The 24,807-nt window shown below is 59.0% G+C and carries 21 protein-coding genes; 18 read left to right on the forward strand and 3 right to left on the reverse strand.

The window, feature by feature from the left end:
- Positions 1 to 27: 27 nt before the first annotated feature.
- The 6 genes from J3B00_RS11725 to J3B00_RS11750 all read left to right on the forward strand — a co-directional run bounded on the left by J3B00_RS11725 (position 28) and on the right by J3B00_RS11750 (position 5,856).
- Complete coding sequence (locus tag J3B00_RS11725; RefSeq protein ID WP_209867660.1) at positions 28 to 1,428, forward strand: sulfatase-like hydrolase/transferase; 1,401 nt, start codon at positions 28 to 30, stop codon at positions 1,426 to 1,428.
- A 117-nt stretch (positions 1,429 to 1,545) separates the two neighbouring features.
- A complete protein-coding gene (locus tag J3B00_RS11730) occupies positions 1,546 to 2,703 on the forward strand; it encodes a prolyl oligopeptidase family serine peptidase (protein ID WP_209867661.1) in 1,158 nt (385 codons plus the stop codon).
- 28 nt (positions 2,704 to 2,731) lie between these two features.
- Positions 2,732 to 3,664, forward strand: coding sequence for a VOC family protein (locus tag J3B00_RS11735; RefSeq protein ID WP_209867662.1), 933 nt, complete (start codon positions 2,732 to 2,734; stop codon positions 3,662 to 3,664).
- Positions 3,665 to 3,678: 14 nt separating this feature from the next.
- Positions 3,679 to 4,002 carry a Rieske (2Fe-2S) protein gene (locus J3B00_RS11740; RefSeq protein ID WP_348635943.1) on the forward strand — a complete coding sequence of 108 codons (324 nt, stop codon included), beginning with the start codon at positions 3,679 to 3,681 and terminating at the stop codon, positions 4,000 to 4,002.
- A gap of 67 nt (positions 4,003 to 4,069) precedes the next feature.
- On the forward strand, positions 4,070 to 5,074 hold the full coding sequence (locus J3B00_RS11745) for a fumarylacetoacetate hydrolase family protein (RefSeq protein WP_209874795.1): 1,005 nt from the start codon (positions 4,070 to 4,072) through the stop codon (positions 5,072 to 5,074).
- On the forward strand, positions 5,071 to 5,856 hold the full coding sequence (locus J3B00_RS11750) for a cyclase family protein (protein ID WP_209867664.1): 786 nt from the start codon (positions 5,071 to 5,073) through the stop codon (positions 5,854 to 5,856). The genes J3B00_RS11745 and J3B00_RS11750 overlap by 4 nt, the downstream gene beginning before the upstream one ends.
- Positions 5,857 to 5,874: 18 nt before the next feature.
- Here J3B00_RS11750 and J3B00_RS11755 read toward each other — a convergent pair whose 3' ends face one another.
- Positions 5,875 to 6,513 (reverse strand): TetR/AcrR family transcriptional regulator, encoded by a 639-nt coding sequence (locus J3B00_RS11755; RefSeq protein WP_209867665.1) that lies wholly within the window; start codon positions 6,511 to 6,513, stop codon positions 5,875 to 5,877.
- A gap of 354 nt (positions 6,514 to 6,867) precedes the next feature.
- Here J3B00_RS11755 and J3B00_RS11760 point away from each other — a divergent pair, with 354 nt between their 5' ends.
- The 5 genes from J3B00_RS11760 (at position 6,868) to J3B00_RS11780 (ending at position 13,778) form a co-directional block, all read left to right on the forward strand.
- Positions 6,868 to 7,962 (forward strand): LLM class flavin-dependent oxidoreductase, encoded by a 1,095-nt coding sequence (locus J3B00_RS11760; protein ID WP_209867666.1) that lies wholly within the window; start codon positions 6,868 to 6,870, stop codon positions 7,960 to 7,962.
- A gap of 19 nt (positions 7,963 to 7,981) precedes the next feature.
- Positions 7,982 to 8,593 carry an NADPH-dependent FMN reductase gene (locus J3B00_RS11765; protein WP_209867667.1) on the forward strand — a complete coding sequence of 204 codons (612 nt, stop codon included), beginning with the start codon at positions 7,982 to 7,984 and terminating at the stop codon, positions 8,591 to 8,593.
- 22 nt (positions 8,594 to 8,615) lie between these two features.
- Positions 8,616 to 11,036 (forward strand): glycoside hydrolase family 3 C-terminal domain-containing protein, encoded by a 2,421-nt coding sequence (locus J3B00_RS11770; protein WP_209867668.1) that lies wholly within the window; start codon positions 8,616 to 8,618, stop codon positions 11,034 to 11,036.
- A 79-nt stretch (positions 11,037 to 11,115) separates the two neighbouring features.
- The gene (locus tag J3B00_RS11775) at positions 11,116 to 12,342 is read left to right on the forward strand and encodes an MFS transporter (RefSeq protein ID WP_209867669.1); all 1,227 of its coding nucleotides are present in this window, start codon (positions 11,116 to 11,118) and stop codon (positions 12,340 to 12,342) included.
- 86 nt (positions 12,343 to 12,428) lie between these two features.
- Positions 12,429 to 13,778, forward strand: a complete 1,350-nt coding sequence (locus J3B00_RS11780) for a carbohydrate porin (RefSeq protein ID WP_209867670.1) — start codon at positions 12,429 to 12,431, stop codon at positions 13,776 to 13,778.
- 154 nt (positions 13,779 to 13,932) lie between these two features.
- Here J3B00_RS11780 and J3B00_RS11785 read toward each other — a convergent pair whose 3' ends face one another.
- Both J3B00_RS11785 and J3B00_RS11790 read right to left on the reverse strand, forming a co-directional pair.
- Positions 13,933 to 15,150: a DUF3422 domain-containing protein gene (locus tag J3B00_RS11785; protein ID WP_209867671.1), complete on the reverse strand. Its 1,218-nt coding sequence runs from the start codon at positions 15,148 to 15,150 to the stop codon at positions 13,933 to 13,935.
- A 197-nt stretch (positions 15,151 to 15,347) separates the two neighbouring features.
- Complete coding sequence (locus J3B00_RS11790; RefSeq protein WP_209867672.1) at positions 15,348 to 15,941, reverse strand: TetR/AcrR family transcriptional regulator; 594 nt, start codon at positions 15,939 to 15,941, stop codon at positions 15,348 to 15,350.
- A gap of 104 nt (positions 15,942 to 16,045) precedes the next feature.
- On the opposite strand from J3B00_RS11790, the gene J3B00_RS11795 reads away from it, so the two are divergent.
- The 7 genes from J3B00_RS11795 to J3B00_RS11825 all read left to right on the forward strand — a co-directional run bounded on the left by J3B00_RS11795 (position 16,046) and on the right by J3B00_RS11825 (position 24,800).
- On the forward strand, positions 16,046 to 16,795 hold the full coding sequence (locus tag J3B00_RS11795; RefSeq protein ID WP_209867673.1) for an SDR family oxidoreductase: 750 nt from the start codon (positions 16,046 to 16,048) through the stop codon (positions 16,793 to 16,795).
- The gene (locus J3B00_RS11800; protein WP_209867674.1) at positions 16,788 to 17,546 is read left to right on the forward strand and encodes an SDR family oxidoreductase; all 759 of its coding nucleotides are present in this window, start codon (positions 16,788 to 16,790) and stop codon (positions 17,544 to 17,546) included. Before J3B00_RS11795 ends, J3B00_RS11800 begins: the two co-directional genes overlap by 8 nt.
- 220 nt (positions 17,547 to 17,766) lie before the next feature.
- Positions 17,767 to 19,842 (forward strand): hydantoinase/oxoprolinase family protein, encoded by a 2,076-nt coding sequence (locus tag J3B00_RS11805; RefSeq protein ID WP_209867675.1) that lies wholly within the window; start codon positions 17,767 to 17,769, stop codon positions 19,840 to 19,842.
- 36 nt (positions 19,843 to 19,878) lie between these two features.
- Positions 19,879 to 21,531, forward strand: a complete 1,653-nt coding sequence (locus J3B00_RS11810; protein ID WP_245362532.1) for a hydantoinase B/oxoprolinase family protein — start codon at positions 19,879 to 19,881, stop codon at positions 21,529 to 21,531.
- A 3-nt stretch (positions 21,532 to 21,534) separates the two neighbouring features.
- The gene (locus J3B00_RS11815) at positions 21,535 to 22,737 is read left to right on the forward strand and encodes a pyridoxal phosphate-dependent aminotransferase (protein WP_209867677.1); all 1,203 of its coding nucleotides are present in this window, start codon (positions 21,535 to 21,537) and stop codon (positions 22,735 to 22,737) included.
- 26 nt (positions 22,738 to 22,763) lie between these two features.
- Entirely contained in the window at positions 22,764 to 23,576 is an 813-nt protein-coding gene (locus J3B00_RS11820) for an NAD(P)-dependent oxidoreductase (RefSeq protein ID WP_209867678.1), read from the forward strand.
- 27 nt (positions 23,577 to 23,603) lie between these two features.
- Positions 23,604 to 24,800: an FAD-dependent oxidoreductase gene (locus tag J3B00_RS11825; protein WP_209867679.1), complete on the forward strand. Its 1,197-nt coding sequence runs from the start codon at positions 23,604 to 23,606 to the stop codon at positions 24,798 to 24,800.
- Positions 24,801 to 24,807: the final 7 nt, after the last annotated feature.

Consider the following 24,807-nt stretch of genomic DNA (forward strand, 5'->3'; position numbering starts at 1 on the left):
TCCTGCCCAGAGCGAGAGTGATCCAACGTGAGCAAATTCAAGCAAACGATTATTGTCAGCGCTCTGGCGTTGGCCATTGGCAGCGCGGTCGCGGCCCAGCCTGACGGCGGACCAGGCGAAGCGCGGCCGAACATCCTGTTCATCATGGCTGACGACATGGGTTATGCCGACCTGTCCTGCTATGGCGCCCAAGGCTATACCACTCCGGTGCTCGACCGCCTTGCCAGCGAGGGCATGAAATTCAACCAGGCCTACGCCAATGCACCCATTTGTTCACCGACCCGGGCGGCATTGATCACCGGCCGGTACCAAGGCCGTTTCGCTGCTGGCCTGAACGAGCCCAACATCAGCTTTCCACCAGGCCAGGAATTGCCAGCCAATACCCCAACGGTGGCGTCGATGCTGAAGGCCGGTGGCTATCGGACGGCGTTCGTGGGCAAATGGCACGTAGCCAAAGTCCCCGAGTTCAGCCCGCTGCATTACGGCTATGACTCCTTCTTCGGCGTTGCGGGTGGGGCTGCCGACTATTTCAGCCACAGCACCTCGCCACAGAAGCGTGCTGATCCTGCAGCTGGGCTGCATGAGGGTGATAAACCAGTCAAGCGCGAGGGCTACCTCACCGATATTCTGGCGGACGAAGCCATACGGCAGATACGCGCTGGCGGTGACAAACCCCTGTTTCTCAGCTTGCACTTCAATGCCCCGCATTGGCCTTGGGAAGGGCCGGAGGATGCAGCGCATTCCCGTCAGTTGGGCAGGATGAACGATCTTACTGGGGGGTCGCTGAGCACGTATGCACACATGATGCAAAGCATGGATGCCAACATCGGCAGGGTGCTCAAAGCGTTGGACGAGCAGGGTATGAGCAGCAACACGCTGGTGGTGTTCACCAGCGACAACGGGGGTGAGCGCTACTCCAATACCTGGCCAATGGTCGGCTATAAAGGCGAGTTGCTCGAAGGGGGCATCCGGGTACCGTTCATCGCCCGTTGGCCAGGCCGCATCCCTGCCGGCAGGCAGTCTGATCAGGTGCTTGTTTCCATGGACACCGTGCCGACCTTCCTGGCCGCTGCGCATGCTCCGGCGCCGCGCCAGACCGATGGCCTGAACCTTCTGGCGCAGTGGTCCGGACGCGCTTCTGACGTCGAGCGTACTTTATTCTGGCGTATGCGAGCGCACCAGCAGGCCGCGGTGCGAGAAGGGCCGTGGAAATACCTCAAGATGGGTAACGCCGAGCATCTGTTCAATGTCCAGAACGACCCACGTGAGCGGGCTGACCTCAAGGCACTCCATCCCCAAACGTTCGAGCGACTGAAATCGCAGTGGGCGCAGTGGAATGCTCAGATGCTGCCATACCCCGAGCGCAGTGCCAGCGAACGAACGTCGACTATCTATCCCGATCGTTACCCGTCGAGCAACGCTCGCTGATTGATGGCTGCTCATGCAAGGCAGCCTTTTGCGAAAGTTGACGAACTAGAATATTAGTTCTATAAATTCCAGCTTCGGCTTTTGCTTTTTCGCGTGCAAATAAAAATAGGATTACCCATGTTCCGCTACTTCCCCAACAACTATGCCTGGAACCTGTCGGTCGACCTGGCGATCGAGATGGGCGCCAGAATCGGTGAAATCGAAGAAATGTGCGGCCCGTTGAAAGAGGCTGCGGGCCAGAGCGATGCTGCTGGCAGCCAGGCTTTTCGAGAGACCTGGGCGCGGATGGCCGACAAACTGTGCAGCCTGGCCGATGAGGACGAGAGCCGTGGCCGTCTGCTCTCGGCGGGTGAAAAGTACAACCGTGCGGCCATCTACTACTTGACCTGTGAGCGGTTGCAGGCCCATGGCGCGCCAGGGCGCGAAGCGCTGTATCAGCGTTTTCTCGACACCTTCGGCCGTGGAGTGGCGTTGGCCCGGGAAAACTGCCAGCGCGTGGAAATTCCCTACGAGAACACCCATTTGAGCGGGCTGTTCGTCCAGGCCGAAGGCGTGCAGGGGCCTGCGCCCATCCTGGTGCAAGTCAACGGCCTGGACTCGACCAAGGAAATGAAGTATCGCGTCGGCCTGCCCGCCTGGCTGGCGAAGCGCGGTGTTTCATCGCTGATCATCGACCAGCCCGGCACTGGTGAAGCCTTGCGCCTGCAAGGGCTGATCGCACGCTACGACAGTGAGCATTGGGCCAGCCGTGTTGTGGATTACCTGGAAACCCGTGCCGATGTTGACCCACGCCGCATCGGCATGGAGGGTGTATCGCTGGGTGGCTACTACTGCCCGCGCGCAGTGGCTTTCGAGCCTCGCTTCGCCTGTGGCGTGGTTTGGGGGGCAAACCACGACTGGCGCGATGTGCAGCAACGGCGCCTGGAAAAAGAGGGCGATTTCCCGGTGCCACACTATTGGGCCCATGTGTGCTGGGTATGGGGGGCCAGTGATATTGACCACTTCATGAGCATTGCCCAGAACGTGCACCTGGACGGAGTGCTGGACCGCATCAAGGTACCGTTCCTGGTCACCCATGGCGAGAAAGACTCGCAGATCCCGCTGAAATGGGCACAACGCACTTATGACCAACTGGTCAACAGCCCGCGGCGCGAGTTGAAAATCTTCACCGAGCGTGAGGGTGGAGTGCAGCACTCAAGCTTCGACAATAGCGCCAATGCCGGCCAGTTCATCGCCGACTGGGTTGCCGAAGTACTGGGCGGCCGTACCGCCTGACACCCTCACCACCTAGCGAGAATAACAAATGAACATTATCGGACCTGATTACCTGGTCTTCGGTGTCGAAGACCTGCCCGCGTGCAGCCAGTATTTGATCGATTATGGGCTCAAGCCTGTCGCCGATGGCTACTTCGAAGCGCTCGATGGCACTGGAGTGCAACTGTGCAAGGCTGACGACCCTCGTTTGCCGGCCCCCATGGGGACTGCTTCGCAACTGCGCGAAACCGTCTACGGTGTCGCCGATGAGGTGACTTTGCAGGCGCTGGAAACGGAGCTGAAAAAGGATCGCGAGGTACTGCGCGGTAGCGATGGCGTTCTGCGCTGTGTCGATGACATGGGCTTCGCGCTGGGCTTTCAGATCAGTTGCCGGCGGCCACTGTTGCTGCCCGGCGAGCTGGTCAACGCCCCTGGCGCCGCAGTGGCACGCGGTGTCAACCAGTTGGGCGTGAGCCCAGACTTGCCGGCCTTGCCACGTAGCCTTTCGCATGTAGTGTATTTTGTGCCGGACTTCGCCAAGGCCGAGGCATTCTACGCACGCCTTGGGTTCGTCTGCACTGATCGGTTTGCCCATGTGGGGCCGTTCCTGCGTCCGGCCGGGACCCAGGATCATCACACGCTGTTCCTGATCCAGACACCGCCGTTCATGAAGGGTATCGAACACTTCACGTTCCACATGGGCGGGCCGACCGAGGTAATGATGGCCGGCACGCGCATGGTCGAGAAGGGCTACCAGTCGTTCTGGGGGCCCGGGCGTCACCAACTGGGTTCGAACTGGTTCTGGTACTTCAATAGTCCGTTGGGTTGCCATGTCGAATACGATGCCGACATGGACCTGCATGACGCCAGTTGGCTGCCGCGCGTCGCCGAACCCGGCGCGGATAATTCACAGTACTTTCTGTTTGCCTACCGCGAGAAATGGGCCCCGGGCGGTCCGCCCGGCCCAGAGGCACGTCCCTGATTCGGCACACGCCCGTGACGCTGTGCCATATCGATGAGTTGCCCGACGGCCAGTCGTGCGGTTTCGATCCACACCATTGCGGGCAAGACAGCGTGCTGGTGGTACGTCGAGGGGGGCAGGTGCATGTCTATCGTAATGCCTGCCCACATCACGACACGCCGCTGGCGTGGCGCAAGGATGCCTACCTTAATGCGGCGCGTGACCGCATCATCTGCTTTGCCCATGGCGCGCAGTTCGAGATCGAAACCGGGCGCTGTGTGCTGGGCCCCTGCCTCGGGCAGTGCCTTGCAGCCCTGCCATTCTTCGTCGACGAGGAGGGGAAGCTGCTCTTGCTGTGACCTTCTTCCTCAAACCTTTATCAGGCGGGCTGCCGACTTGGTCACGCCCGCCCGGGAGTTGCAACCCATGAAATTGGCAACTTTGCATGACCACACGCGTGACGGCCGCTTGGTGGTGGTGTCGCGGGACCTGACTCGCGCCGTCGATGCCACGGCGGTGGCCACTCACCTTCAGGACGCCATTGAGCGTTGGGCCGAGGTGCACGCGCCGCTTCAGGCGCTTTACCAGCAACTTAATGACCGGGCATTGCCGCATGCGTTTGACTTCGACCCCAAGGCCGCCGCCGCCCCTTTGCCCAGGGCGTATCAATGGCTCGATGCCTCTGCTTTTCTAGCCCATGGCGAGCGGATGCAGCGGGCATTCGGGCTGCAGCCAATTCCTGGGGTGGAAACTACGCCGCTGATGTATCAAGGCGCTTCGGACGATTTGCTAGGCCCGCACCAGCCGATCATGTTGCCGTCCCCTGAACAAGGGATCGACTTCGAGGGTGAGTTTGCCGTGCTGGTGGATGACGTACCCATGGGCTGTACGGTTGAGAAGGCGGCCGGACACATAAAGCTTTTGCTGCAGCTCAACGATGTCAGTCTGCGAGCCTTGGCCCCACGTGAAATGCAAACCGGCTTTGGTTTCATCCAGGCCAAGCCCGCGTCGAGCTTTGCTCCTGTGGCGGTCACGCCGGACGAGCTGGGCGATGCCTGGCGAGAAGGGCGGGTGCATCTTCGCCTGCAGGTGCAACTCAATGGCCAGCAGGTTGGTTGCCCATACGGCGGCGAAATGCACTTCTGCTTCGCGCAGCTGATTGCTCATGCCGCACTGACGCGTCGCTTGGGGGCGGGGACCTTGCTGGGCTCAGGTACCGTCTCCAATACAGACCTGGCGGCAGGAGTGAGTTGCCTTTCCGAACAGCGGGCCCTGGAAATGATTAGCCATGGTCAACCGCTGACCCCTTATCTGAAATTCAATGACCTGGTGCGCATGGAGGCTCGAACTCTGGACGACAAGCCTCTGTTCGGTTGCATCGAACAGCGCATCGTCGCCTCTATAGCGGATCATCTGGAGCCTGATGCATGAACGTCAAAAACCGCCGCCTGATCGATCTCTCCGTCACCCTGGAGAACAATGCCTATTCAGACCCACCGCCATTGCTGCCACGTATCGACTATATGGATCACCAACAAGGGTGGGCGGAGATGGCTGCGATGTTCCCAGGGCTGGAACTCGACCAATTGCCAGGCAAGGAAGCCTGGGCTGCCGAACGCCTGCAGATCACGACCCATAGCGGCACGCACATGGATGCACCCTGGCACTACGCTTCTACCACCGATGGCGGTAGCCCTGCTTATGGGATCGATGAATTGCCGTTGGACTGGTGCCTGCAACCTGGAATAAAGCTCGACTTTCGCCACCTGCCAGACGGCCATGTGGTCAATGCGCAGGAAATTCGCGATGAGCTTCGACGCATCGATCACGTGCTGCAGCCACTTGATATCGTATTGGTCAACACCAGCGCAGGTGCCTGCTTCGGTCAGCCCGGGTACATCGACAAAGGCTGCGGATTGGGTCGTGAAGCAACCCTTTGGCTACTGGAGCAAGGGGTGAAGGTGGTCGGTACTGATGCCTGGAGCTGGGACGCGCCGTTCAAATTCACCCGTGAGCGCTACGCTCAGACGGGTGACCCATCATTGATATGGGAAGGTCACAAGGCTGGGCGCGACATTGGCTATGGCCAGATGGAAAAACTCAGCAACCTTGAGCTTCTGCCCGCTAGTGGCTTCTGGGTGTCGTGCTTTCCCTACAAGATCAAGCACGCTTCGGCAGGCTTCGTCAGGGCCGTGGCGATCCTGCCAGCTTGAATGGCGACCGCCACCCGCTTACGCCGGGTGGTGGTGCAAGAAACCCAGGCACATGATGCCCAGGTCCTGTTTGAGTTGCGCCCAATCACCTTCGCCAGCCGCATCCGCCGCAGAACCAAGGCCCAGGAAACGAGCGAGGGCTGCATAGGCAATGGAAAAGCAGGCGCTTACGGCATGCTGCGGGTCCGGGTGCAGGATGGTTTCGCGCGACTCCAGCAATAAACCCTGGAACGAAATGGCCATTTTCAGGTGCGAGGCTTTGCCGCAAGTGGCCACCTGCGGGTCGTTGGCCTTGGTCATGAATGGCTTGAGGATGCTGGCATGGCGCTTGAGGTACTCGGCCAGTGTGTCGATCAGCTCGGGTACCTGACGCTCAAGCGGCAATTTTCGAGCCTTGGTTTCGTCGACCAGGCTTTCCCATTCCGCGTCCAGTTCGCCCAGCACATCCCTCACTACCGCAAGGAACAAGTCGTCCTTGCCGCCGAATCGCGCATAGATTGAACCTACCGATACTTCTGATCGTTTGCTGATGCCGGCGATGGTGAGCGCCTCGAAGGTGCCTTCGCTGAGCATCTCGCGTGTGGCCGTCAGCAAACGTTCCAGAGAGGCGCGGCTGCGGTCTTGCTTGGGGGTACGTGATGAAATTTGCCGGGGCATGAATAACCTCTTGTTGGACAGGGTGCGGCTTCGTCTGCCTGCGATCACTATGAAAAAAGAAAAGCAACCCAGCCGCCAGTCAGTCGTTGACGGAACGGGATCGCAATGCTAGATTTTACAAAATATTAGAATACGAATTCTAAATCGAGTTTTATCAAACAATAACAAGAGTATTACGCCCATGTGCCCCCATCGCGAATTGCCTCCCCCTAAGCTCTTTTCCATCGGTCATTCCTGAAATACGCCAGCAACTGACGCTGCGCGTTGGTATCGGTGATTACTCGCCTTAAAATTAGAACTAGTGTACCAGTTCTAGGGCGAGGGATAGTTCTCATTATATGTAGGAGTTACGCCATGCGCTTTTCGGTTTTCCTCGTCGGTCGCTCGACCTCAGCTCAGCAAGACAAGCCAGTGATGGACGCGTTGGTCGACCACGCGCGTCAGGCCGAGGCCCTGGGGTTCGATGCCGTATTCATGCCGGATCACCATTTCACCGGGTATGCGCCCATGTCCAGCGACCCGTTCATGTTCGCGGCTTATTTGGCAGGGCAGCTCAAACGCATTCATTTCGGTATGTCGGTGACCACGGTACCTTTGCATCATCCGGTGCGCTTCGCTGAGCGCGTCAACTTGCTCGATCAGTTGACCGAGGGGCGCTTGCTGGTAGGCATCGGCAGCGGCACCACGCCGGAAGAGATGATCGGATTCGGGGTCAACTACAAACAGGCCTCGGCTTTGCTCCAGGAAAACCTCGATCTGGTCATGCAATTGTGGGACAAGCAGACCGAAGATGAGCCGATCACTTTTGAAACCGGCCATTACAAAGGGGCAGTGGTTCAACGTATCGTACCCACCGCCTATCAGCGTCCGTTCAACCGCATCATGCCAGTTGCACTGCGCGAGTCGAGCATGGAGCGTGCTGCGCAGAATGGCTGGCCGGCGTTCATTCCAGCATTCACGCCGCCTGTACCGGCCAGTGCCGAACCGTTCGAGCACTTGCAGCGTTATTTCACCCGTTACCGCGATGCCCTGATGGCCGCAGGGCACTCTCCTGAGGTACTCGAACATTGCCTGTCGTGGACCACTCACACCTATCAATGCGTGCATGTCGCCCCAACCGACGAGCAGGCCGAGGAAGAGCTGCAGTTGATTCTCAAGGCCTACAAGACTGCCATCGACCGTGAGTATGCCTTCAACAAGCGGGCGGAGAAAATCAGTGGCGTGGAACTGCACCCGCACCCTGATTGCTTCAGCGCCGAATGGATCAAGACTTGGTGCCTGCACGGTAGCCCCGATACCGTAGCGGCCGAGCTGCAAAAGCACCGCGATCTGGGCATTGGCAACGTGTTGATGGGCTTCACCAATGGTCCGCTGACCGAAGAGCGCCTGAAGTACACGCGCCAGTCGATTGAACTGTTTGCCCGCGACGTCAAGCCGCGCTTCCAATGAGCCTGTGGAGACGATGACCATGGCCCCACAAATCACTCATGTCGCCGGCCAGGATCGGCGGCCTTTGCTGGTCGGCATCGGTGGCACTACACGCCCCGGTTCCAGCACCGAGAAAGCGCTCAAATGTGCGCTGGCCCATGCCCGAAAGCGCGGCGCCCGGACATTGTTGTTCGGGGGGGCTGAGCTATCGGCACTGCCCAGCTTCAACCCTGAAATCACCGAACGGACGGAGGAGGAACGCGCGTTCGTTGAGGCGGTACGCCAAGCCGATGGGGTGATTTTGGCCACACCAGGCTACCACGGTGGCGTCTCTGGGTTGGTCAAGAATGCCATCGATTTGCTTGAGGACCTGCGCGCTGACGAACGGGTATACCTGGATGGGCGCGCAGTGGGCTGCATCGTCACAGCTGCAGGCTGGCAGGGGTGCAACACCACGCTTGCAGCGCTGCGCTCGATCGTGCATGCATTGCGTGGCTGGCCGACGCCCTTGGGGGTCACGCTGAACACTGCCGGGGTTTCGTTGTTCGACGCGGAAGGGGAATGCCTGGATGCCAGTGTCGGGGCGTCGCTGCAGTTGCTGGCCGAGCAGGCTTTGACTGTTCCGGTCGCGCCGTTGTCGCGGAGCGCATGAAATGGCTGGCAAGCAAGCATCCATGACGCTGATCGAAAAGGCCACGCTTACCGCGGGGCGCGACATGTGGTCAACCTGGGCGCTACCGCAGTATGACCTTGCTTCGTTGCGAATGGCCGATGGGCCGATGGGGGTGACTGGCGGGCGCGTGGATGAGCGCGACATTGCACTGCTTACGCCCTGCGGGTTGGCGCTCGCTGCGAGTTGGGACGCTGATCTGGTGCGTCGGGTCGGCAAGGTGATTGGCGACGAGGCACTTCGTATGGGGGTTCAAGCCATGCTTGCACCCAATTTGAATCTGATGCGTAGTCCTCTTGCCGGGCGAGCATTCGAGCTGTTCGGTGAAGACCCACACTTGATCTGCGAGTTGGGCAGTGCGTGGATTTCGGGGGTGCAGAGCAAGGGCGTGGCCGCCGTGGCCAAGCACCTGGTGTGCAATGACTCGGAAACCGATCGCCGCACCATGAATGCACGGGTGGACGAGGCAACCCTGCGTGAGGTGTATTTCCGGCCCTTCGAGCATGCGGCCACGCACGGAGCCTGGGCCATGCTCACGGCTTACAATCGAGTCAATGGTGTTGCCTGCGCTGAACAGGGTGCGGTCATTCGGGGCTGGCTGAAGGACGAACTGAAGTGGGATGGACTGGTCATGTCCGATTGGTTCGGCACCCAGAATGGCCCTGCCAGTCTGGCTGCCGGCCTTGACCTTGAGATGCCTGGGCCTGCCCGCCACATGGGGAGCACGCTGCTCGACCAGGCATCGGATCAGGCTCACCTGGATGATGCGGTCGCACGTCTGATGCGCCTGGGGCAGAGGGTTTCCAGGCCAGCACCCTATGCAGCGGACGAAGGCGCTCAGGTTCGCCGGCTGCAAGTGCTGGAGGAGGCCGCAGCCGCCGGTATGGTGTTGCTACGCAACGAGGGCAGCCTGCTGCCCTTGACGGTGCGGCCTGACACCACCGTAGCGATCATCGGGCCCAATGCCCAGGTGCCCTGCTACCAAGGCGGCACCTTCGCCAAGGTGGCGTTATCGAGTCAGGCGCTGTCCCCGGCCGAGGCCATCACCAAGCGCCTGCAGGGCGGCGGGGCTACAGTATTGCACGCCCAGGGCGTGAGCGCTGACTACCGCATTCCGCCGTTGACCGACTTACCCTTGAAAACGCCAGCGGGCGAGCCAGGTATGCTCGTGCGCTTTGAGCCTGACGGAACGCAATCGGCTGCAGTGCAGGAAGTGCGGCGTGCGTCGTCACTGATCTGGTTCAAGGACATGCCGGGTGTGGGCAACCTCCTTGCGCTCGACGGCCAGGCGTGGGTGAAGGTCCGCACTGGCTTTACCGCAGAGCGCACAGGCGACCATGTCTTTTACCTCGGTGGTACGGGGCAGGCCTCGCTGGCGATCAATGGCGAGCTGCTGCTGAGCTTCGATGGCATGAGCGTGGATGCCGACATCATGGGCAAGTTGATGCAGGCCCCTCATGGCCACGCTGCCTGTTGGCTGGAAGCCGGAGCGCAGGTGAACCTTGAGTTCGACATGTGTATCGGCCGCAGCCTGGCCCATGGCATTTGGTTCGGTTGCCGGCCGCCTGAGCGTATCGACTTGCTAGAGCAGGCCGTACAAGCTGCAGCCCAAGCCGATACCGCGGTGCTGATCGTAGGTGAAACGGCCGATGCCGGCCTGGAAAGCGTCGATCGCAGCACCACCTGTCTGCCTGAAGCCCAGGTGCAGCTGATTGAGCGTGTTTGCCAGGTGAACAAGAACACAATCGTCGTACTGAACGTTGCTCATCCGGTAGACACCCAGTGCCTGACGGACGCTGCGGCGGTACTGCTCGCCTGGTATCCGGGGCAGGAATTCGGCCCGGCGCTGGCCGCAGTGCTGGCCGGCGATCGCGAGCCAGGAGGGCGGCTACCGGTGACCCTTGCGCGGGATGAAACCGATTATCCGGTATGGTCGCTAACCCCGGATGCGCAAGGTGATCTTCATTATCACGAGCAGTGGTGGGTGGGCTATCGCAACTTTGTCGCCCGTGACCAGCACCCGGCATTCGGATTTGGCTACGGGCAAGGTTATGCGCGGTTCGAATATGACGGTATCGCTCTGCGGGTGGACAACGATGTCGTGCATGTCGATGTGACGCTGCGCAACGTATCCCTGCGCGCCGGTAAGGAGGTGGTGCAATTGTACCTTCAGGAGCCGCAGGCGCCAGGGGAGCCGTTGCGGGTTTCACTCAAGGCATTCCAGGCCATCCATCTACAACCGGGAGCCGTAGGCGAAGTTCGCTTGCAACTCGACCGAAAGGCCTTCTCGCGCTGGAGCGTGGACGGTGCGCAATGGCAAATGGTGCCAGGCGTTTACTCAGTGCAGGTTGGCCACGCACTGGAGGACATCGTCAGGCGGGGCCAGGTGGAAGTCACCGAGCAAGGAGAACTGAGCGTCTTCTGATAGTTCTGCCGAGTTACTCAGTGCGTGCCATGGAACAACAAAAACAAAGGCGTCTATTCAAGGCGCCGTGGAGACGAAAATGTCCTATGTCGTGTCGGCTGACAAAGCCGCCCCTATGTCATCTCCTGGCCGTCAGGCCGGAGCCCTGCAAGCGATGATTCTGGTATTCACCACGCAACTGCCGATCATGGGCTTGCTGTCGCTCATCCCGATCATTCCGTTGTTGGTGCAGCAGTTCTCTGGTCATCCCCAAGCCAGTGTCCTGATTCCGTTGTTGATTACCGCGCCCAGTGCGTGCATTGCGCTGTTATCGCCTGTGGCCGGCATGCTCGCCGACAAGCTGGGGCGACGCCGCTTGCTGGTGGTTGCCGTATTGGGTTACGGCGTCTGCGGCTTCGCCCCCTACCTGATGACGGATCTGACGGCGATCATTGTCAGCCGCTTTTTACTCGGTGTGACGGAGGCCATCATCATGACGGTCGCCAACACCTTGTTTGGCGATTTCTATCCGGTTGAACCTCGACGCAAATGGCTGGCGGTGCAAAGTGCCGTAGGGTCGCTGTCCGGCACCATCCTGATGTTCGTCGGCGGCATGCTCGGCAGTTTTGGCTGGCAGGGTCCGTTCCTGTTGTACCTGCTGGCTTTCCCGGTATTTGTGATGTTGCTTTGCTTCACCTGGGAGCCGGAGCGTCAGGCAGATGAGCACCAGCCATCGGGGAAACTGGGGGTATTTCCTATGCGCAGTGTCCTGTTGGTTGCGCTGGTCACGTTGTTCGCCGCCGTACTGTATTACGTCGAAGTCTTGCAGATCAGCCAGGTGCTCAACGCCCTTGGGCTGACGAGCTCCGCGCATATCGGAATCGCTGGCGCAATAGCGGGGCTCGGGGTGCCAGTGGGCGCCATCGTCTTCGCCAAGCTTTCCCGGCGCAGCATTCAGGTGCACCTGGGGGTGGTATTTGCATTGTTCGGTGTGGGGCTGGTCGGTTTGGGGGCGGCGTCAGACGTGAAATGGGCCGTCGCCGCGGCGTTTGTCGCACAAGTGGGTTGCGGCATGTTGATCCCGGCATTGATCAATTGGTGCCTGGGAGGACTCAGTTTCGAGCACCGTGGACGAGGGGTAGGCATCTGGACCTCCGCGTTCTTCATGGGGCAGTTCGTCAGCCCGTTCACCATCACCTGGCTGGGAGGCTCGACCGGCAGCCTCCTGGCCAGCGTGGCCTGGCTGGGCATCGTTTCGTTCGTTGCCATGTGCGTCGTGGCATTGCTGCCTCGCCGCGTTGCCTCACCCATTAGCCAAGCCCATTGAAGCACGTTCTTGTATCCGTCGCCGTATGGCGGCGGGTATGAGTGCGCTCGCAACATGTCCCCATGCGTTGAATGGAAGTCACTCCCATGCATTCTTCCCGTTTGCTCTTTGCTTGTATCGCTTTGGTCGCCACTCCGACAATCGCTGCTGTACCTGCTGCAGGTGCGTCGCAGGCCGGGGCCACGTCCGCGCCAGAGCGCAGTTCATTGCCAGCAGGTCAACAAGGCTGTGAGCACTATCAGCGTCTGTTGCCACGTACCGAAGCGGTGCTGACCCAGAATTCACCGTGCGAAACAGTGGCCCCTGAACTGTGGGGGCTGCGTCAGGCATTGGCTGAGCACGGCTTTGGCATCTCGGCCTCGTTCGCGCCGAATTACCGTTACGATGTGCTTGGGCATAACGAGCACACCCAGCGTTACAACGGCCAGAATCCCACATATCGACAGTCCACCTCGCTGAAACTGACTTATGATTTGACACGCCTGGGCTGGGGAGGCGATGCGCAGTTCGTATTGGGTACAACTTGGGAGTCGGGCAGCTATAAGGCGGGTAACCCGAACTTTCTGACCATGTCCACATTTGCTGTCAACCAGCGTTTCTGGGAGGGTCAACTCGAGTTGCAATATGGCTACTACAACCTGATTCGCGAATATTACGGGATGGTGCTCGGGGGCAACTCCTCTTCGGCTGCGCTCGGTCCTACCAGTGTCATCCCGGTACAACTCGGCCTGTCCCTGTTCACGCCAAGCCCGGCAGTGACGGTGGCAGTCAAGGACGCCAGCAAGCGTTGGTATAACCGCGCCTCGGTCGCTCGCAGCGCGAGCCCTAACCGCTTCCAGCACGATCTTGATGAAAACCCAAGTGGTTTCGAAATCAAAGTCAAGGGTTCTCGCGCATTGTTGGTGGATGAAGTGGGGTACAAGGTACCTGCTGGTGATCGCACGCGGGCGTTTTGGGCGCGTATCGGCGGCATCTACAATACCAGCAGGTACAGCGACTACCGTGACGGTGGCATGAGCAGCAACAACTATGGGGGCTATGCGGCCGTCACCTATCAGCTCACTCAACCGACCAATAATGGGCCCCGGGGGCTTTACCTGGATGCCAAGGTCAACTACGCACCTGAGGATCGCAATCTTTATACCAAGGACTTCCAGCTCACTTCGTTCTACATCGGGCCGTTCGACGCGCGGCCGCGAGACATGGCTTCTCTTGGCTTTACGCGCAGTTACTTCAGCAAATACGCCCACGACGCCGTGGAGCGCTCCGGTACTGATGCAGAGCGTACTTCCACGGCGTTGTCCTTTTCGTACGCCGCACGCGTCACACGTGGCGTGTACTGGGTCAATGGTTTGACTTACCAGCAAGGGCCTTCCTTCGCGCCTGCGCGTGATGATGCCTTACTGTTCCAGACCGGTTTGAACCTGGCATTTTGAGGGCAGGCTCGCCCTTGGTGTTCACCAATGCCGCCTGCCATCAGTGCCTAGCAGGCGGCGCAGATGATCCCGTCGAGAGCCTGCCGCGTGGCGCAGCTTGTTGCGCAGACCCGTTGTCAGAATGTTCCTTGAGGAAGGGGAGCCAAGGTGCCATTCAATGGCGTTTGGCCTTGGCAATCCTGACTAATATCAAGCCCAACAGACCTATAACGAACGGTGCCATGGTGACTATCGCCTCGCGGGCGGTGAAGTGGACGCCGAGGACGTTGAGGCCGCTGTAAAATAGCTTGAACAAATTTAGCAAGTAATAAGCGATGGCGATGATGGAAAGACCCTCGACGGCACGCTGAATTTTCACTTGAGCGTCGGCACGTGCGTTTAAGCCCCGCAAAATTTCTGCATTCTGCTCTTCCATCTCCACTTGCACGCGCGCCTGGAGCAAGTCCCCCAAATTTGCGACATTCTTGGCCATTTGCTCCAGGCGCTGCTCCGTCGCTGCGCAGTAACGTATGGTAGGTTTGAAGCGCCGTTCGATGAAGATTCCCAGGCGCTGACAATCACCGACATGGCTTTCTCTAAGCTCCCCAAGGCGCTCAAAAACCAGTTGGGCATAGGCTTGAGTCGCTCCAAATCTGTGTCTTGTGGTGACGGTGCGGCTCACCACTTGGCGGGACAAATGAGCTATCGCGTCCAGGAGACCTTTCGAGTCGCCGCCGTTGCTCTGGGCGCTTCGTTCCGATAAGTTGACCAGTACTTTGTCAAACTCGTCGAGCTCCCTGCTCAATTTCTTGGCTGTGTGCAGGGACAGTGATGCCATCATTCGATAGGTTTCGATTTCCAGAAGGCGCCTGATCATACGGCCTTGACGATAGGCGTTCAGGCGGTAATTGACGAACAGGAAGTGGTTTGCGCCATCTGCGCTCAGCCGGAAATCGCTCCACACGGCCGCGTCACCTCCGCCGACACAAGAGCCGCAAGGGTCTTTGAACCCATAGAGCTTCGTGTCAAGGTGTTGCTCGTTGCGCACTGCGATCTGGATCGCATTGATGATTTGGGCGCAGTGGGGCGCGATAGCCTTGGCCAACACCGGTGGTACCTGCCGCCAACCGGATTCGTCGCTGTTGCAGGGGGCCACAAGCGTCAGTGTAAAAAATTCACTGTGCTGCTCCCATTTGAATGCGTAGCCATCCCGTTCCCTGATGCCGTGGGTTTGCTCAGTGCAATTTACCTCCACCCCGCACGCGTGTAGAACTTTTGCGCAGTCGACTGGATTGCCCAGAAATGCGAAATGAAAAACGTGAGCGGGGCCATTGAAATAAAGTGAGGGCCGGGCATGCAATTCATTGTGTAAAGCAGAGCGTAGCGGGTGCATGAGGAGTCCAGTCTGCAAGGGTCGCCAATGTAGATAGCGCCAACCGCCTGCGAAAGGGTTCGCCGGGGGGCGCCGGGTTCCGGATGAATCGTTAGAGGCCCTTTTTCACTGCGTGTGAGCAGGGTGAGCACGTTGAACGGCCGGTGACGCCTTGGCGTTCACCGTCGCCGCAATGGCGCACACTTGCAGCCGCTCTACTAAGCTGCCTCGCTGTTCATGGTCGCGACGATTCCATAGGCGAAGCGTTTCAGAACAGGGCTGTGGTCACTGCTCTTGACCTCGGTACTGAGCCACTGCGCCTGATTGAAGAGCATTCCGATCACGGCGTCGGTGGCCATGGACAGGGTCAGCGGTGAGAGCTGGTTGATCTTCAGAAGGTCTTTGATGATGTCTGAAAGAATCTGGATGTATTCGTTTTTCAGGCTGTTGAACTGACTGGCATGCTCGCTGCTGAGGTTTATCTGCTCGCGAGAGAGCAGGTTCGTACGGCTGCTCGAACTTCGTTTGAAATCCAGGAACGTATCGATGAAGCAGTTGAGCCGTTCATGGGCCTGCGCTTTGCGGCGCAGGTTCAAGCGTGTGCAATAGAGCAGCTCACTGATGGCATCCTCCATCAGTTCAAAGAGCAGAGACTGTTTACTCTCAATGTGGTGATAGAGAGAGCCGGCCTTGATTCCGACGTGATCTGCCAAGTCTCGCAATCCGATTGCCTGGTAACCGTGTATGGAGAAGAGTTCACAGGCGCCCTCTAGAATGCGGTCTCGAGCGCTTTTTTCGTTGGGATCTGTCATGACAAGGCCCTTTCAGGACCGCCGGCAAGGCGGGAGCAGTGGCGTTTGACTAAATGTAAGACAACAGGCATCTTACAGTAAAGCTTTGTCAACGAGGGCTTGTCATGAACGATCAAACCGTTGTGATTGTGGGTGGTGCATCTGGTCTGGGCCTGGAAACGGCCAAGTTGATGGTGAAGCGTGGTTCGAACAAGATCGGTCTGATCGATCGTAACGAGCAACAGCTGGTGTTGGCGGCAGAAAGCTTACGCGGCCTTGGCGCTGAGGTGGCCACCGCCGTGGGTGATATCTCCAGGCGCGACAGCGCACATGCTGCCTTTCAGTGCATCGTCGAGGCGTTAGGGCGCGTGCATTGCCTCGTCAACAGCGCAGCGATCTACCCGCGCAAAGATGTATTCGAAATCACTGATGATGAGTGGGATCTTGAGAACGCCGTGAATATCAAGGGTACCTACCACATGATGGTTGCCGCCGTTCGGCACATGCAGCAGTACGTCGCAGCGCCTGCGGTAACTGGGCGTATCGTAAATGTCACTTCCGTGGACGCGTTCAAGGCACACCCTCAAAACGCTCATTACGCCGCCACCAAGGCGGCAGTCGTCAGTTTGACCAAGTCGTTTGCACAGGCCTGTGCCAAAGATCAGATTCTGGTCAATTCGGTAGCGCCGGCGGGCTTCGCCACTGAGCGCGCCAAGCAGCTGGGCTTCCTTGGCGAGCTGGCCGCGGCTAACCCGCTCGGCCGAGCCGCAGAGCCTGCTGAGATCGCCGAGTGGATCGTAATGATGGGCAGTAGCCGCAATTCCTACGCGACAGGCGAGAATGTCATCGTGAGCGGGGGCTATATATATGCTTGATGTCGCCTTTCCTTCTGGTTATCGACGTGCTCTGGTCACTGGTGCAACCAGTGGTATTGGTCGGGCGATCGTCCTTGCCTTGCGGGATGCCGGTTTAGAGGTCACCGCAGTGGGCCGCAGTCGCGATGCGCTCGCAGAATTGGCGGTTGAGCCAGGGGTGACTGCCATTGAAGCGGACGTTCGAGACCACGCGGGGTTGAGCGCGGCGATAGCTGGGAAGCAGATAGACGTATTGGTGAACAGTGCTGGCATCCTCTCTACGCGCGCTGCTTTCCATGAGATTGACGAGCGTGAGATTGACAGCATGCTCGATATAAATCTGAAAGCACCCCTGCAGTTAGCGCGACTAGTGCTTCCGGGAATGGTCGCGCGAGGTCAAGGACACCTGTTCTTTATCGGCTCGAGCGCCGGTCGTGCTCCCCACCCAGGGGCTGCCGTGTATGGCGCATCCAAGGCAGGGGTCAGTCTGTTCTGCGATGCACTGCGTTGTGATCTGCTGGGAACCGGCGTTCGCGTGACCGAAATCGCTCCCGGGCGCGTTCAGACTCAGCTTTACCGCACGGCAATGGGCATGGAGGCCGCTGGAGCTGAGCTTTACGCCGGTTACGAGTCGATCCAACCTAAAGATATTGCGCAGTTGCTCATGGCGGCCCTACGGATGCCGGCCGCGGTGGATGTGTCGAGATTGGAAGTGTTCCCCACCGCTCAAGCGGTAGGTGGTGCCAGGATGGTCAAGACCCTGGCTGAATAGCGTTAGATTTAAACCAGGCCGCTCTACAGGGACGTAATTCAGGCATCAGCCTGAAGGGTTCAGGTAAGCGGCCTTTTTCATAGCACTTGATCATTTTTTTCTATCTCTCAGGCGGCGTTCTATAGCGCACAACCACTTGACCGCCTGTAAGACAACATATAACTTACATTGAAGCCGGCCGATCAGGGCTGGGGACAACTACAAAGCAGGGGATATGACGATGACTGCGACATCATGCCGAGTCGGCGTGGACATTGGCGGGACCTTTACCGATATCGCGCTGGACGTGGACGGCGTGCTTCATTCCACCAAGATCCTCACCGACTATGAGCTGCCTGAGCGGGCAATTCTGACCGGTGTCAAGGAAGTGGTTGCGGCAGCTGGCCTGGCGCTTTCGGATATCCAGCAGCTCATTCATGGTACGACCCTCGCTACCAACGCCTTGATCGAGCGCCGCGGTGCGCGTACAGCCTTCATCACCACCGAAGGCTTCCGTGACACGCTGGAAATGCGCACCGAGAACCGGTTCGAGCAATACGACATCAACATCGCACTGCCTCCGCCGCTGATCGCGCGTGAAGACCGTTTTACCCTGCGTGAGCGGCTGGATGTGAAAGGCAAGGTGCTGATCGCACCTGTACAGGCCGAAATCGATGCCTTGATTGAGCGCATCGCCCAAGGCAACTACGAAAGCGTGGCGATCGGCTTCCTGCACAGCTACATCAACGGTGCGCATGAGCGTCAACTGCGTGACGCACTGCAGGCACGGCTGCCACAGCTGTCGATCTCGATTTCGAGCGAAGTCTCGCCGCAGATGCGAGAGTTCGAGCGCTTCAATACCGTGTGTGCCAACGCCTACGTCAAACCGCTCATCAAGTCGTACCTGGACCGTCTGGTTGTGACCCTGAAGGAGTCCGGTGCCGACTGCCCGGTGTTCATGATTCACTCGGGCGGCGGCATTATTTCGGTGCAAAGCGCGGCTGAATTCCCAGTACGTCTGGTGGAGTCGGGCCCTGCAGGCGGCGCTATTTTCGCAGCAGATATTGCTCGTCGTTATCAGCTGGATTCGGTCGTGTCGTTCGATATGGGCGGTACCACTGCCAAGATCTGCCTAATCGAAGACCAGGTGCCGAAAACCGCCAAGACCTTTGAAGTAGCGCGTACCTATCGCTTCAAGAAGGGTAGCGGCATGCCGATTTCCATCCCGGTGGTGGAAATGGTGGAAATTGGTGCCGGTGGCGGCTCGATCGCCAGCATCGACAGCATGCGTCAAATTCGCGTAGGGCCGCACAGTGCGGCATCCGAGCCGGGTCCTGCTTGCTACAACCGCGGTGGCCTCGAGCCCACCATCACCGATGCCAACTTGCTGCTTGGCCGCTTGGACGCCGATAACTTCGCCGGTGGGGCCTTGCGCCTTTCGGTTGAAAAGGGCGCTGCTGCCATGTCCAAGGTCATCGGCAATCCCCTGTCGATGGATGCGCCAACGGCGGCATTTGGTGTTTGCGAAGTGGTCGACGAGAACATGGCTAACGCCGGTCGCGTCCACGCGGTGGAGAGCGGCAAGGACATCGCCGATTACACCATGATCACCTTCGGTGGCGGCGGTCCTCTGCACGCTGCGCGTCTCTGCGAAAAGATGGGCGTATCCCGTTTCATCGTGCCTGCCGGCGCGGGTGTGGGCTCGGCAATCGGCTTCCTGCGTGCGCCATTCGGCTACGAAGCAGTACGAAGCTCCTTCGTTCGCCTGTCCGAGTTCGATGCGCAAGCGGTCAATGAGCTCGTTGCAGACATGAAAGCTGAATCCATGAGCTTCCTGCGTCAGGGGATGCCGGAAGGCGAGCCTGAGATGGATTGCACCGCGTTCATGCGTTACGTCGGGCAAGGGTGGGAAATTCCGGTGTCGCTGCCGTTCAAGGCCTTCACTGCCGCTGACACCGTCCAGTTCAAATCGTTGTTTGAAGAAGCCTACACCCGCTTCTTTGGTCGTCCGATTGAGGGGCCGGATATCGAAATCGTCAGCTGGTCCGTGAGAGCCAGCTCGCCGCTGCCACCTGTCAAGCGTATTGAAGAGGTCGGTGCCGCTTACCGCGCTAATGAGGTCTCGCGCCGCAAGGTGTTCGACGTCGCGGCTGGCGGCTTCGTAGAGACCGGGATCTATCCCCGCGAAGAGTTGCAAGTCGGTGCCCGCGTAGATGGGCCGGCAGTGATCGTCGAGCGTGAAACCTCCACCTTCATCACTTCGAATTATATCGCCACGGTCCAGCCCGACGGCTGCCTGCTGGTTGTCCGTCGCTAACGCCCTACATCGGAAGAAAGAACCATGAGCGAAACCATGATCGATATTCAAATGCAGGTGATGTGGAACCGGCTGGTCTCGGTAGTCGAAGAGCAGGCCCTGACACTGATCCGCACCGCGTTTTCCACCAGTGTGCGTGAGGCTGGCGACCTGTCCGCCGGCGTCTTCGACCGTGCCGGTAACATGCTGGCTCAAGCCGTCACCGGTACTCCTGGGCATGTGAACACCATGGCTGAGGCTGTGGTGCACTTCATCAACGACATTGGTGAAGACAATATCTTCGAGGGCGACGTGTACGTGACCAATGACCCGTGGAAGGGTACTGGCCACCTTCACGACATCACTATCGTTTCGCCGTCATTCTACAAAGGCAAGCTGATCGGCTATTTCGCCAGTACTGCTCACGTGGTCGACATCGGTGGCCGCGGCTTCGGCCCGGACGCCCGTGAGGTGTATGAAGAAGGTTTGTTCATCCCGATCATGAAGCTGTTCGAGCGCGGCCAGGTCAACCGGGACCTGATCAACATCCTGCGTAACAACGTGCGTGAAAATGACCGCGTGGTGGGTGACTTCTATGCGCTGTCGGCGTGTAACGAGACCGGCCACAAGCGCCTGCTGGACATGCTCGAAGAGTTCAAGCTGGACGATCTGGAACACATCGGCGGTTTCATTCTCGAGCACAGCCGTCGTGCCACCCTTGAGTGTTTCAAGTCCCTGCCGCATGGCACGTACAGCAATAGCATGACCCTGGACGGCTACGACGTACCGGTCACCTTGGCCGTAACGATCACGGTAGGCCCGGATGGGATCAAGAGCGACTTTACCGGTACTTCGGGCATGAGCCAGTTCGGTATCAACGTGCCGCTGGGTTATGCCAAGGCTTACGCCTGTTATGGCCTCAAGTGCATCGTCGCGCCGGAGATCCCCAACAACTCTGCGTCGCTGTTGCCGTTCGAGGTCACCGCCCCGGAAGGCTGCATCCTGAACGCCAAACACCCAGCTCCGGTCTCGGTTCGCCATGTTCTGGGCCACTTCGTTCCTGACCTGGTGCTCGGTGCCCTGCATAAATGCCTGCCAGGCAAAGTACCAGCCGAGGGGGCCAGTGCTCTGTGGAACCTGCACCTGAGTGTGCGTCCGCTGGAAAGCAATCCTAACGGTCGCAATGCGGAAATGCTGATGTTCAACAGCGGCGGCATGGGCGCCCGAGCTGCAATGGATGGCCTCAGTGCTACGGCATTCCCAAGCGGTGTGCACACCATGCCTGTGGAAGCTACTGAACACGCAGGTCCAGTTGTGGTTTGGCGCAAAGAGCTGCGTGACGGCTCTGGCGGTGCGGGTCAACTGCGTGGTGGTCTGGGTCAGGAGATCGAAGTGTCGGCTGCTGAGGGTTATAGCTTCCGCTTCAGTGCCATGTTCGACCGCATTCAGTATGCCGCTCGCGGTCTGGAAGGTGGTAAGTCGGGGGCTGCTGGCTTCGTAGGCCTGGATGACGGCACGGTACTGCGCGGAAAGGGTCAGCAATTCGTTCCCGCTGAGCGCCGACTTGTCCTGAGCCTGCCCGGTGGTGGCGGTTATGGGAATCCGCGTGAGCGAGATCGCAACGAAGTCGCCCGCGACCTGCGCTTCGGCTACATCAGCGCTGAACAAGCGCGTGAAGATTATGGCTATGAGGCCGTACAGGAGCGCTGAGTGATGGAAATCCAGAGCAGCCGCGTGCGCGCGGTGAAAAGTTCGCCAAGCATGGCGGTATCACTGCTGGCCAAGCAGATGCTGGCCAAAGGTGAACCGGTAATCAACCTCAGCCTGGGTGAGCCAGACTTCAACGTACCGGCTCATGTCATCGAAGCGGCTCATCAAGCGATGCTGGCCGGTAACAATCACTACACGGCTCCGAATGGTCTCGAGGAGCTGCGTCAGGCGATCGTCGACAAGTTCGAGCGTGAAAACGGGTTGAAGTATGGGTTGGACGAGATCTGCGTAGGCAATGGCGCGAAGCAGCTGTTGTTCAACGCCTTTCTCGCAACTCTGGAGCCAGGGGACGAGGTGATCACCCCGGCACCGTACTGGGTTTCCTACACCGACATGGCCATGCTCAATGGCGGTGTCCCTAAGGTTATCCCATGTGGTGCCGAGCAAGGCTTCAAGCTCAAACCCGAGCAGCTGGAAGCGGCGATCACCCCGCGTACACGCTGGGTCATGCTCAATTCGCCAAACAACCCGAGCGGGGCGATCTTCACCCGTGAGGAGTTCGCTGCATTGGGTGAGGTGCTGGAGCGGCACCCGCATGTGCTGATCATCTCGGATGAGATCTATGAACACATCGTTCTGGGTGAGCAGCCATTCGTATCGTTCGTTACCGCCTGCCCGAAACTGCGCGATCGGACGCTGCTGATCAACGGCGTGTCCAAGGCGTATGCCATGACTGGATACCGCCTGGGTTACGCGGTTGGTTCGAAGGAACTGGTCGTCGCGATGAACAAGACCCAGTCCCAGACCACCACCTGTCCTTCGGCGATCTCGCAATTGGCAGCGGCGGCCGCACTGAACGGACCCCAGGATTTCGTGCGTGAAGCTAACCGCGAATACCAGGCCCGGGGCGCACTGGTGGTGCGTGGACTTCGCGAAATCGAAGGCCTGACGCTGCAGATGCCAGAAGGGGCGTTTTATGCCTTCCCGAACGTCGCCTCGTTCATTGGCAAGCGCACGCCTGACGGTCAGGTCATTTCGAACGATGCCGAGCTGTCCGCCTACCTTCTGCGGGTCGGCAAGGTCGCCACGGTTCCCGGTTCTGCCTTTGGTATCGAACCCTACATTCGCCTGTCCTTTGCCACCTCTCGGCAAGAGCTGGAGCAGGCCCTGGGTCAGCTGCGCGAAGCATTCGCAGCACTGATCTGAAATTGAATGATGTTGAGGTAAAAAACATGAGCAAGCCGTTCAAACGACTGCTGATCACCGGTGCCGCTGGGCGCCTGGGAAGTGTCTTGCGTAAGCATCTCGCGCAATTTGCCGATGAACTGCGTCTGACTGACATCGCTGACCTGGGCCAGGCTGCGCCTCATGAGCAGTTGGTGCGTTGCGACCTCGGTAATTTCGATGATGTGCTGCCGCTGACCGAAGGCGTGGACGCGATTGTCCATGCAGGGGGCGTGCCTGTTGAAAACACCTTTGCGGCCATCCTCAACGGCAATATCGTAGGTACCTACAACATCTACGAAGCCGCTCGACGCAATGGCGTCAAGCGTGTGGTGTATACCAGCTCGAACCATGCCATCGGCTTCTACGATCGCACCGAAACCATCGATGCCAGCGTGCCTCACCGTCCAGACAGTCTCTATGGTGTGAGCAAATGCTTTGCCGAAGATCTTGGCCGCTACTATTGGGACAAGTTCGCCATCGAGTCGGTGAATCTTCGCATCGGTTCATCCTTCCCGGAGCCGCTGGACCGCCGCATGCTGGCTACCTGGCTGTCGTTCGATGATTTCGCTCAGCTGACAGAGCGCTCGCTGCTGGCACCGCGTGTGGGCCACATGATTGTGTATGGCATGTCCAACAACCGCGAGTCGCTGTGGGACAACCGCATGGCTTCGTCGATCGGCTATGCGCCGAAAGACAGTGCCGATGACTATCGCGAAAAAGTCCTGGCCGAGCACCCACCGCTGGATCCCAACGAGCCTTCGGCGCGGTATCACGGCGGCAATTTTGCCGGCGCAGGGCATTTCGAAGATCCGAAATAAATCCCACATCACAAGAGCGTGAATTCCATGGCTTCCACAGCAAAACAACAGAACTACGATGTGGTGATCGTTGGCGGCGCAGTTAACGGTAGCTCCACCGCGTACTTCCTGGCGAACAACCCCGACTTCAAAGGTTCAGTCCTCGTTATCGAAAGAGACTGGACCTACAACAAGTCGGCAACGGCCCTGTCGAGCAGCTCGATCCGCCAGCAATTTTCCAATCCGATCAACATCGAGATTTCGAAATTCGGCGCTGAGTTTGTTCGCAATTTCCCAGAAGTGATGGAAGTCGACGGTGATCGTCCGGATCTCGCTTTCCACGAGAACGGCTACCTCTTCCTCGGCGATACCAAGGGCTACGAAGTACTGCGTCGCCTGCATGATACCCAAGTGTCGCATGGCGCAGATGTTCATCTGCTGGACCCTGAGCAACTCAAGCGTAAGTTCCCCTGGGTGAACATCGACAGTTTGGCCGGTGCCAGCTTTGGCCAGACGGGTGAAGGTTGGTTCGATAGCCTGGGCATGCTCAATGGCTTCCGCCGCAAGGCACGTTCGATGGGCATTGAGTACATCGAGAATGAAGTCGTGGGCATTCAGCGCGAAGGCGATCGAGTGACTGGCGTGCAACTGGCCAGTGGCGAGCGTATTGGTTGCGGTCTCTTGGTTAACTGTGCGGGGACCCGCGGTACCAAAATCGCTCGTATGGCGGGTCTCGACATTCCAGTCGAGCCACGTCGTCGTTCGCTGTTCGTCTTCGATTGCCGCACTCCATTGGAAGGCACCGTGCCGCTGACGATTGATCCGACGGGCGTGTTCTTCCGTCCTGAGGGCAAGTTCTACTTGGGTGGCACCTATCCCAAGCATGATCCGGAAGTGGATTTCGAGGACTTCGATGTACTCCACGATGAATTCGATGAGGAAGTCTGGCCGATCCTGGCTGAGCGCGTTCCGGCATTCGAAGGCATCAAGGTCGTCAACTTCTGGGCGGGCCACTACGACTTCTGCGTGCTGGATCACAACGCTATTGTGGGGCCGCATAACGAGGTCAAAAACTTCCTGTTCTGCAACGGATTCAGTGGGCATGGTCTCCAGCAAGCGCCAGCCATCGGCCGCGGCCTTTCTGAACTGATCACCTACGGCGGTTATCGCTCGCTGGACCTTGGCGCGCTGTCGTATCAGCGAGTAATCGATAACAAGCCATTCCTGGAAGACTCGGTCATTTGACCCCCAG

Source organism: Pseudomonas sp. BP8 (assembly GCF_017875955.1).
Classification (GTDB): domain Bacteria; phylum Pseudomonadota; class Gammaproteobacteria; order Pseudomonadales; family Pseudomonadaceae; genus Aquipseudomonas.